Raw genomic sequence first — 10,919 nt, 5'->3', positions numbered from 1 at the left:
ACGTCGGTACATCCGAGACCAAGAATTTGCTGACAAGAGCGGTCAATTCTAATTCTTGACGATAAGGACACCCCTAGTACACCCGCCCTTGGGGCGGTCACACTCATCAAGCCACCAGCTTTGCTGGGGGTGTCTGACTAAATCCCACACTTCCCACACTCCCCACACCACGCATCACTCTCTTCTCTTTCCCTACTCCCTACTCCCTACTCCCTGCTCCCTTTGAATAGCACTAGCTTCTAGCAACAGGTTCTTCTAAGATTTCAGACACAGTAGGCAGACGCTTCAAGAAAAATACAGCAACAATCGTCCCCGCGATCGCTAAACCTGCCATTGGATAAAAGGCATAAGTATAGCTGCCGAAAATATCTCGAATTCTGCCAGCAACAATCGTACCGAAAAATGCTCCAACACCATAGGCAGTAAAGACAACCCCGTAGTTTTTGGCGTAGTTTTCCGCTCGAAATAGAGTTAAAGTTGCGGTTGGCGCGATCGCCAGCCATCCACCTAAAGATAGCCAAAATAAAGCAAAAGCCGCTATGTATGTCAATGTAGCGCCAGTACGGGCATTCAGCATCAAGATCGAAGCGATTAGAATTAGCACGTAAGAGGCGATCGCCGCTATTTTAGGATTGAGCCGATCTGTTAGCCAGCCAAATAACGGTCGTCCTAGTCCGTTAAAGATGGCAAATAGCGAGACAGTCATGGCTGCGGTTGTAGAGTCGAGTTCGATCATTTCTTGCGCTACAGGACTGGAAATACCAATTGCCGATAGTCCTACAAATGTTCCAATCGTGTAGCAAGTCCACAGTCCGTAAAAGCTTTGAGTCTGCCAGATTTTCTCAGTAGTTACTTTAACTGGAGTTACTCTTGCCGATGCTGCATTCCCTGCTGTAGGCTGCCATCCTGAAGGAGGCATTTTTAATTGCGTGGCGATCGCGACCACAATAACACTAAAGGCAATGCCTAAAATCGTAAAAGTTTGCCGCACCCCGTAAGCATCGATTAAATTCTTGGCTAAAGGTGCGGTAATTAACGGCGATAGCCCAAACCCAATCACCGTCAAGCCTACAGCTATTCCTTTGTTATCGGGAAACCACTTAGCCGAGACAGCTAACGGAACTCCATAAGCAATTCCAATTCCCGCACCAGCCACTAACCCGTAGGCAAAGACAAGCATTGGCTCGTTGGTAGCAAAGCTAGTGAGAATATAACCAACTCCCATCACTACACCACCAACAGCGGTGACAACACGAGAACCAAAGCGATCGATTAAAAAGCCTGCGATCGGCATTAACAGTGCAAAAACGACTAAAAGCACTGTAAACGGCAATAAACTTTCTGTTGCACCAATATTGAGCAACTTTTCTAAAGGTTTTCTGAAAATACTCCAAGAATAGACCGTACCCAGGCAGAGCAGTACGACAATCCCTAGAGGGATCAGCAGCCATCTACCCCGTTGTGCAGGCATACCAAACAGCTTGATGGTATCCATAGTTTTTTAATTATGGTGAATTGTGAATCTTTAGTATTTATCTATATCAAATAAGGTAAACAAAATCTTACTCAAGTTCACAAAACTAGACAAGAGGTAGTCATTTGTCATTAGTCATTTGTGTCTGGTCACTGGTCACTGATAACTGACAACTGATAACTGTTAACTTAGGAGAGGATTAACTTAACTTATTGCAACAATTCATGTCTGCTGCTGTCTCGCTGCAAAACGTTTACAAGTCATACAACAACATTCCAGTTGTCAACGACCTTTCTTTTACTATCCAGCCAGGGGAGATTTTTGGTTTACTCGGACCCAATGGTGCTGGTAAGTCAACTACGATTCGGATGTTAACAACGCTGACCAAACCAACTCAGGGTCAAGTTGAAGTAGCAGGATTCGATCTCGTGCGTCAATCCATACTGGTGAAGCAGTACATTGGCGTAGTCTTGCAGCAAATCAGCGTCGATAACGATCTCTCCGTTTGGGAGAATATGGAATTGCACGGACGATTGCATCACATTCCCAATCCTCAGCGTCAGCAGCGGATCGGTCAATGGCTGGAATATGTAGAGTTAGCAGACCGTCGCGATAGTTTAGTCAAAACTCTCTCAGGAGGAATGAAGCGGCGCTTGCAGATTGCCAGAGCCTTGTTACACCAACCACAAATTTTATTTTTAGATGAACCAACCGTAGGACTAGACCCTCAAACTAGGCGGCGCTTGTGGGAAATTATTCTCGATCTCAACAAGCAGGGAATGACGATACTGCTAACCACACACTACATGGAGGAAGTCGAATATTTGTGTAACCGCATCGGAATTATGGACGGTGGCAAGCTGATTTCCTTGGGAACTTTATCACAACTGCGATCGCAGTATGGTGAAGGGTTAGTGATGAAGCAAGTCGGGGAACGCTGGGAATACCTTTTCTTTCCTAGCTTAGAGGATGCCAACACTTTCATTAACCAACAACAAAACAAAACCGGAATTATGGCACGACCCTCCAACCTCGAAGATATTTTCGTCGAACTCACAGGGCGAAGGCTGGACTAGGCAGTTATCAGTTGTCAGTTATCAGAAGAGAGTGGTAGTTGGTAGTTGGTAGTTGGTAGTTGGTAGTTGGTAGTTGCGTGGTGCGTGAATTAATTTTGGATTTTCGATTTTCGATTTTGGATTGTAATTCTCCCTCCGCTCCCTGCTCCCTGCTCCCTTTACATCAAAGCTGCGGTTCCGTACCACGATTAGTAGCTGGTAAAGTCATGAGGATTTCTCGAATTGCCTTTTGCGCTACTGGTAAATTTGGTCTAATCGACAAGGCTTGTCGGTAGGCTGCAAGAGCGCCATTCAGGTCGCTTTGCTGCTTGAGTAAATCACCAATCTGCAAGTATACTCTAGCGTCTTGAGGTTCAAGTTGAGCAATCTGTCTGAAAGTCATGAGCGCTGCTGGTGTATTGCCTTGAGCAATCCAGACTTTGGCAAGAGCTTGCAGCAGTTTTGGGTTATCGGGTGCTTGCGTTACTGCTTTTTGCAGTGCAGCGCCAGCTGCATCATATTCTCCTTGTTCTAGCAGTAGCAAACCCATTAACTCGTTCGCATAGGCGTTATTAGAGTCACGGTTTAAAACTTGTTGATATGCTTCGGCTGCACCGTCGTAGTCTCGCAGACGGAAGGAAATCACACCCAATCCTAAATAGGCATTTAAGTTATTGCGATCGAGTTCGATCGTGCGACGGTAAGCAGCTGCGGCTCCAGCATTATCCCGCAATTGCCCCAGACAATAGCCTAAAGCATAATGAAAATCGGCATGATTGGGAGCAACCGCGATCGCGCGACGATAGGAGACAACAGCAGCAGAATAGTTTTTTTGTAATGCTTGAATGTAACCCATAGTAGAGTAAATGCGGGCATTTTTGGGAGATATTTTAGCCGCTTGTTGATATTTAGCGATCGCGGCTGGTAGTTTGCCTGTATCCATCAATCTTTGCCCTTCTTGCAACAACTTCTCCAGCAGTTTGCGTTTTTTGACAGGGCTGCTGGGAAGGGCAGCTTTTGGGCTTTTTTGGGCGATCGTTGTTTTTGCCGTAGTCGGCGCTGGAGCAATGGCAGTCAATCCAGCTAGTAACAATAAATTAATTCCGAATAAAGTTAGTTTTGACACGGTTAATCTACTAGGGTATTCAGTCAATTTTGCTAGGTTTATCAGCTATCAGATTTTCAGCCAGCACATTGTAACAGCTAAAATAGCTGTTGCTTTTACGGGTAGACATTTTGACTTTTGTACGGGCAGGTTCGTTAAATAGTTCTGTCTCCAAGGGAGATTTTGGGTAACCTTACCCCTACAGCTTTTGGCTTACTGAAATCTTTGCTGTTGCCAGCTATGAATTTTGCTCTATCTAATTAGCACACCTTTTTTGCAATATTGACAAATACTTTAAGCTTCGTTACAAAAGAAATGACCCACGCTAAGTCAAAAAGTATTTCTATATACATAGCTCGGCTAGCGTAACTCTCCAATACATTGAGTAACTACTGCTAATTTCTCTATCAGCAGGCAAACTAGTGGAGCTATACGCTAAGATGCGTTTTCGTAGCGCTGGCGTTCCTTTCAATCCTTTCTTTAACGACAGCAGCTATAGAGAAATTAGCCAAGCGCGTATCTAGAAAAACAGCATTAATTCTTCTTGCTTGTTAGCTCAGAAAATCCAGTAAAGCTAGCGACAGTTTCAACAATTATCAAAAGTTCTCTTTTCTCAAAGTTTATAACTTGTTTTTACTTCTAAAGACAGATACCTCAACTATTTCTACTGATAGATAGGTAATTTGCTAATTTAATCTAAATTAAGCTCAGGGTGAATTAGCTAAAAAAAATCTTACAAAAGTACAAAAAGAACAAAGGAGTTAATAGCTATGTCGTATGTCAATCGACCAGTAAATGAAGTCATGACCGAACCAGCGGTTACAGCTAGGGTCACAGATTATCACGATCGCGTTCGCTGGGGTCCAATTCTATCAGGATTAGTTGTCACATTAGCAACTCAATTGATCTTAAGCGCATTATTTGGTGCAATTGGAGCAGACACGGTAGCTGGTTCGGGCGCGCCTAGAACCAACGCCCCTAACGTTGCAGGAAATGTTGGTATCTGGTCGGCTATCGGTTTGTTAATTTCTCTGCTCACAGGCGGTTGGTTTACAGCCCGCGCTTGTGGACCGATGAATCGCTCTACAGCACTACTTAATGGTGCAATTCTCTGGGCAACAACTCTCGCACTTAGCTCTTGGTTGTTGGCAAGTGGAGTTACTGGTGCTTTTGGTCTTGCTACCAATGCGGCTGCAAATGCTGCTGGGACGATATCTAACCAAGTTCAACAAGGAGTCAACTTACCACAAGGTGGGAACCTAACTGCCGAACAAGCAAAAGAAGCTGCTAATGCAACGGCAAGAGGCTTGTGGTGGTTTGTGTTTGGTTCCTTGCTAGGTTTAATTGCATCCTTGATTGGTGCTGCGGCTGGTGCACGTAAACCTCGTACTAACGGAAACTATACTTAATCAGAACTGCATAGTAGTTTTTGACATACCGAACTAGGTAAACAATTTGCATCACTAGCCTAGTTTACATCTATAAAAAGTACCTGAGATCGGGTACTCTTTATTTTTGATTTTTGTTGGTCAATACTATAGTACTTCCTAATTTAGGAACTATTATTTCTCTCCCAAAACACCCCACACTCCTGCTTCTCCAGATGCGTTCGCCGGGTTGGTAACGATCGCTTTTCCCGTAGATAGAGTATAGGCGATTGGTAGCAGCCCTACCGCAAAAGAACATAAAACCACCAGTAATACTAGCCTGACTGGATGAGGATGGGGCAGTTCTACCATCCACTCTTGAGCTATAGCTATCCGATTCAGTCTTTCTTCTCGACTTAATCTGCTTTTTGTATGCATTGCTAAATACTAGATTCATAAAAAAGTTTGTTTTCATTTAAATATTACAGTTATTTTCTGTATCTAAAAATACAAAATTTAGTTTATTTTAGAAAAATTTACAAAGTTAGCGTGTTCTTCTCTGAGACTCTCGGTTCTCTCTTTTACCTCCTGTCTGCTTACACCGGATAGTTGCGATCGCTGCCTTTAAGCGTTCGAGCATATTTTGATGACCGTAAGTCAGAATAAATTTATATTTAAATTCACCTATCAAAAGAGATATTGATAACTACGCAATCAGGAATAGATTCGTATCTAAAAAATAATTATTCAAAGCTTCTTAGTAACTATATTTAAATTAAAACATGCCCCAATTGAATAAAAAATCAGCTTGTCAAACTCTCAAAAGCTTTACTAAAAAGAAACTTCAAGCATTGAGGTTGTACAAAAATTCTGGATTGCTTGCAATAAATAAACGTTTAAAAATTAAAAGTCATCAGCGAAACCTAAGTTTATATATCAAGAAATAACAACAATAAAAAATTAATGATGTGTCAATGCATTGGTAGTTGCAAAAATCGAATAATTGTGTCAATAAATGTTAGCAAATCGTAGTATCTTATACTAATGACATGTTAAAGCTTTTATAACTTAGAAAAAGTCAACAACTTTTCAAAACTGAAAATAGTAGTGATGTCAGACACAAAAAGCTGAATTCAAAACACAATCCCGCCTTAATAAGTAGCGATCGATTGGTTATTGGTTATTGATAACTGATGACTGATAACTGATAACTGATAACTGATAACTGATAACTGATAACTGTTGTTACGGGAGAATTTGAGATGGCTAGTATATGGTCATTCAGCGGACGCTATCGCATTCTACATTTAACATGGCTGGCATTTTTTCTCACGTTTGTCGTCTGGTTTAACTTTGCCCCTTTCGCGCCAACAGTCAAAGCAGAACTCGGTTTAAGCGAAGCCCAATTGAGAACGATCGCCCTTTGTAACGTGGCTTTAACAGTACCAGCACGAATTATTGTAGGGATGATATTAGATCGATTTGGACCTCGAATCACCTATTCTTGTTTGCTAATTTATGCAGCAATTCCGTGTTTAGCATTTGCCTTTGCCCAAAATTTCAGCCAATTGGTTTACAGCCGCTTAGCTTTGAGTATTGTCGGTTGTGGATTTGTCGTTGGGATTCGCATGGTAGCTGAGTGGTTTCCTCCCAAAGAAATTGGCTTGGCAGAAGGAATTTATGGTGGCTGGGGGAACTTTGGTTCTGCGGGTGCTGCCTTCACTTTACCTTCCATTGCCGCAGCAACAGCTTTTCTTGCCGGAGGACAAATTAACTGGCGCTTAGCGATCGCTTCCACGGGAATTATTGCAGCAATCTTTGGCATCATCTATTTTTTTAACGTCCAAGATACACCACCAGGTAAAGTTTACGAACGTCCGGCTAGTAGTGCCGGAATGGAAGTCACTACCAAGAAAGACTTCTGGTTTTTATTACTAATGAACGTACCTTTAGTCGGCATTTTGGGCGTACTTGCTTGGCGTTTAAATCAAGTTAAATTTTTCAACGCCACAACCATGTATGTCATGTGGTTTCTGCTGCTGTGTCTGTATTTATTTCAGTCTTACAATATCTGGCAAGCCAATAAACAGTTAATGCAGGGTGAAAAACGCTATCCCCCAGAAGATCGCTATCAATTTTCACAAGTTGCCAGTTTAGAGTTAGCTTACGTTGCCTGTTTCGGTTCGGAATTAGCAGTCGTTTCCATGCTACCGACATTTTTCCAACGCGGCTTTGGCTTAAATGCAACCATAGCAGGGGCGGTTGCCGGAATATATGCATTTATGAATCTGTTTGCCCGCCCTGGTGGAGGATTGATTTCTGACAAGGTGAACAGTCGTAAGTGGACGCTAGTCGTAACGCTGGCTGGGATGGGAATTGGCTATCTGATCTTTAGCAGTTTAGGGGGAAATATTCCGCTACCAGTAGTCGCAATCATGACAGCGCTTGCTTCGTTCTTTGTTATGGCAGCAGAAGGGGCAACTTACGCGATCGTACCTTTAATAAAGCGTCGCGTCACCGGACAAATTGCTGGCAATGTGGGAGCTTATGGTAACGTTGGTGCAGTTGCTTTTCTCACTATTTATAGTCTCTTGCCTAACGATCCAACAGGCGATCGCGTTTTCTTCCAGATGTTAGGAGTGGTGGGTTTAATTGTGACTAGTTTGTGTGCTTTCAGCCTCAAAGAACCAACAGGTTCTCATAGTACGGAAGATGTTCCAGAAGCGATTACCACCAAAGTATCGGTAACAAAGTAGGTAGGCGAGCGCCACGATACACGATATGTTCTCATCATGTGATTGTCAGGATGCATAGATATGTACCTGACAATTTTTCAATATGCTGACAAAAACGTAATCATTTTAAGATTTATTGTAATATTTTCAATTTTTTTAATAATTGCGCGATCGCCCACTCCTACACCTAAGTAAGATTGCGGTAGATCTAGAATTTCTCCATGAGAAAATTACAAAATATATCTGTATATTCTCGTCTATAGCAAGCTATTTCTTCATGCGAACAATATAAGTCGGCGAAATTACTGCAATTTTCTCGATCGGAGTAGATTGCTGCACGACTAAAAACCTGTGGTTTCACTCATGCCATTTATATTGGATTTTCTGTACAACCAATATAGGGATAAAGTTATCATAAATTCGTTCCAAGTTTTATTGCTATTTTAAAAGATTTTATTAAATCCCGTTTCATAAATAGATTAATCTTTAGTCGGTCGATCTCTAGTCCACATATAACTGAAGTAAAGTTTTGCACCAGAGAAATCAATTGAACGTTGCTCTTTTTCGAGATCGCTATCTAAGTAATTCTAGCTAGCACTAGCACACTATTTTTTGAAGAAATAGAAAAAATAGGAACCATATTGAGTTCTAACATCGCTCGTGCAAGGATTGAAAAAACATTAAGCATTATCATTATTCTACAAATGAGCAAAGAGAGTGAATAGTAAGTAGATTTCACGTAACGCCCCACTCTCAGATCGATCGCAAATGACTAACGATTGACAATCAACACAGCAGAGCTGACGAACCATTGAGGGTTGCTACCACCATTATGCCTACAGGATATCTGATGTCGATTATGAGATTTCATCTCGGATGGCGATCGAATTCCGAGCGATCGGCAGTTCGCTGGGTGTGGTGGTTGCCAGTCTTTTTTCTAGTGGAAGCAGCCGTAACAATTTTTGGCGATCGGACTTGGAATTGGCAAAATGCGATCGTTGGTCTGCTATTTTTCCTAGTCATCTTAGCTGCGAATAAGGTAATAAATTACATTCCTTGGACGTTTTTTCGTTCTCAATGGTGGATCGAGCGCTATCGGATAAAAAGCGATCGCCCATTGCGAGATTTTGCTTTACTTCAGTTCAGTATTTTAGTTTTATTAGTCTGTGGTGCTACGGCAGTTGGTTGGTGTTTTCGTCAACTCTTAAGTATTAAATATATTGCCAATAGCAGTGTAATTTTTCTACTTTTATTAGTATCGCTAGCTTTTGTCAGCGTGGCGATCGCCTGTTGGACGACGTTACCGCAAGTTGCAGCAATTGATGCGGTGCGCCAACAAGCAGAAAGCCTGTTTCTCAACGCTTCAGAACGATACGATTTAGTCATGCAAGGGGCAAATGAAGGACTGTGGGACTGGAACCTCGAAAATCATGAAATTTACTTTTCTCAGCGCTGGAAAGCCATGCTAGGCTACGCAGATGACGAGATTGCTAGTACTTTAGATGAATGGCGCGCTCGAATTCATCCCGATGACAAAGCGCAATTTCAACTTGAGTTGTCCAGGCATTTAGATGGCACGACTAGCCATTTTGAACGGGAACACCGGATTTTACATAAAGATGGAACATATCGCTGGGTACTAAGTCGCGGTTTGGCGGTGAGAAACGAGCAAGGACAAGCTTACCGCATGGCTGGTTCCCAAACTGATATTACCGATCGCCATCGTGCCGAAGCTCAGTTAAGTCATGATGCCTTACACGATCGACTCACTGGCTTATCCAACAGAATTTTATTTCAAGAGCGCTTAGAACACGTCTTGCAACTGGCGAAACGTCACAACATTTTCTCTTTTGCCGTGCTATTCGTCGATCTCGATCGGTTTAAAACGATCAACGATAGCCTGGGACATTTGGTAGGCGATCGGCTATTGATTGGTATTGCTCAAAGACTTAAAGCATGTATCCGTAGCAGCGATACATTGGCACGTTTAGGCGGGGATGAATTTGCCATTCTGATTGAAGATGTGGACGACAAAGGCGACATTATTCACCTCGTCGAGCGGATGCAGCAAGAATTTAAGTTACCTTTCCACCTCAGCGAACAAGAAGTCTATGCTAATGCAAGTATTGGCGTGTTAATCGATACGGCTAACTACGACTGTGCCGAAGACCTGTTACGAGATGCAGATATAGCCATGTATCGGGCAAAAGAACGGGGACGTGGGTGTTATGAGATATTTGACATCACTATGCGCGATCGCGCTGTCGCCATGTTGCACTTGGAAACCGACTTGCGCAAGGCAATTATCAACCAAGAATTTCAACTCCACTACCAGCCGATCGTCGCACTACATAATAACCAAATTACCGGATTTGAAGCCTTAGTGCGCTGGCAGCATCCCGATAAAGGCTTGATTCCGCCCATAGAATTTATTGGTGTTGCGGAAGAAACAGGACTGATTTTGCCATTAGGCATGTGGGTGTTACAAGAAGCCTGCACTCAGATGCGTGCTTGGCATGAAGAATTTCCTTCCCATCCACCCCTATCAGTCAGCGTCAATATTTCTGGCAAGCAATTTGCCCAAGTCGATTTAGTTGATAAAATTCGCCAAATCTTAGCAGAAACTCGTTTTGACCCGCATTGTTTAAAGCTAGAAATTACCGAAAGCACGATTGTCGAAGATTTAGCATCTGCTAAAGCCAAATTGATCCAGTTACAAGAATTGGGCATTCAAGTTTCCATCGATGATTTTGGCACTGGTTATTCTTCTTTATCGTATTTAAGTCGCTTTCCCATCAATTTTTTGAAAATCGATCGCTCCTTCATTCAAGATATAGATATCAGCTCCGAGCGATTAGAAATTATTCGGGCGATCGTTTCCCTAGCCGATAGCTTGAAAATTGATGTCGTCGCTGAAGGAGTAGAAACCGCATCTCAACTCGCTCAACTCTGTTCCCTCCAGCCTACATCTGGGCAAGAACACTTTGCTCAAGGCTACTTATTCTCCAAACCACTCAATCGCGATGCTGCCAAGAATCTCATCGCCTCCGGTCGCGATTGTTATGTTCCTAGCTTATCTTGAATAGGGGCGAGGAGTGAGAAGTGAGGAGTGCGGGAAGATGAGCAAGTATTATGAAGTGCAGGGGGCTTTATACGAAAGGATTTTAGCAGTAATTTTTGACT

The 10,919-nt window shown here is 42.7% G+C and carries 8 protein-coding genes; 4 read left to right on the top strand and 4 right to left on the bottom strand.

Going from position 1 to position 10,919, the window contains the following annotated elements; all coding sequences use genetic code 11:
- Positions 1-232: 232 nt before the first annotated feature.
- Positions 233-1,495, bottom strand: coding sequence for an L-lactate MFS transporter (locus ACRC32_RS03225; RefSeq protein ID WP_438552619.1), 1,263 nt, complete (start codon positions 1,493-1,495; stop codon positions 233-235).
- A gap of 203 nt (positions 1,496-1,698) precedes the next feature.
- Between ACRC32_RS03225 and ACRC32_RS03220 the strand changes: the two genes are divergently transcribed.
- Entirely contained in the window at positions 1,699-2,550 is an 852-nt protein-coding gene (locus tag ACRC32_RS03220; RefSeq protein WP_438552618.1) for an ABC transporter ATP-binding protein, read from the top strand.
- A 21-nt stretch (positions 2,551-2,571) separates the two neighbouring features.
- Here the strand turns inward: ACRC32_RS03220 and ACRC32_RS03215 are convergent, their stop codons facing one another.
- Positions 2,572-2,736, bottom strand: a complete 165-nt coding sequence (locus tag ACRC32_RS03215) for a hypothetical protein (RefSeq protein WP_438552617.1) — start codon at positions 2,734-2,736, stop codon at positions 2,572-2,574.
- On the bottom strand, positions 2,714-3,655 hold the full coding sequence (locus tag ACRC32_RS03210) for a tetratricopeptide repeat protein (RefSeq protein WP_438552616.1): 942 nt from the start codon (positions 3,653-3,655) through the stop codon (positions 2,714-2,716). Before ACRC32_RS03210 ends, ACRC32_RS03215 begins: the two co-directional genes overlap by 23 nt.
- A 749-nt stretch (positions 3,656-4,404) precedes the next feature.
- Between ACRC32_RS03210 and ACRC32_RS03205 the strand changes: the two genes are divergently transcribed.
- Positions 4,405-5,043 (top strand): hypothetical protein, encoded by a 639-nt coding sequence (locus ACRC32_RS03205; RefSeq protein ID WP_438552615.1) that lies wholly within the window; start codon positions 4,405-4,407, stop codon positions 5,041-5,043.
- A gap of 153 nt (positions 5,044-5,196) precedes the next feature.
- Here ACRC32_RS03205 and ACRC32_RS03200 read toward each other — a convergent pair whose 3' ends face one another.
- On the bottom strand, positions 5,197-5,439 hold the full coding sequence (locus ACRC32_RS03200) for a hypothetical protein (RefSeq protein WP_438552614.1): 243 nt from the start codon (positions 5,437-5,439) through the stop codon (positions 5,197-5,199).
- An 824-nt stretch (positions 5,440-6,263) separates the two neighbouring features.
- On the opposite strand from ACRC32_RS03200, the gene ACRC32_RS03195 reads away from it, so the two are divergent.
- Both ACRC32_RS03195 and ACRC32_RS03190 read left to right on the top strand, forming a co-directional pair.
- Positions 6,264-7,757 carry a NarK family nitrate/nitrite MFS transporter gene (locus tag ACRC32_RS03195; protein WP_438552613.1) on the top strand — a complete coding sequence of 498 codons (1,494 nt, stop codon included), beginning with the start codon at positions 6,264-6,266 and terminating at the stop codon, positions 7,755-7,757.
- Between the two features lie 811 nt (positions 7,758-8,568).
- The gene (locus tag ACRC32_RS03190) at positions 8,569-10,818 is read left to right on the top strand and encodes a putative bifunctional diguanylate cyclase/phosphodiesterase (protein WP_438552612.1); all 2,250 of its coding nucleotides are present in this window, start codon (positions 8,569-8,571) and stop codon (positions 10,816-10,818) included.
- Positions 10,819-10,919 lie beyond the last annotated feature (101 nt).

This window comes from Chroococcidiopsis sp., from assembly GCF_051657925.1.
In the GTDB taxonomy this organism is placed as follows: domain Bacteria; phylum Cyanobacteriota; class Cyanobacteriia; order Cyanobacteriales; family Chroococcidiopsidaceae; genus Chroococcidiopsis.
Note: the sequence above shows the minus strand (reverse complement) of the source record. Positions and strands in the feature narration are given on the sequence as shown.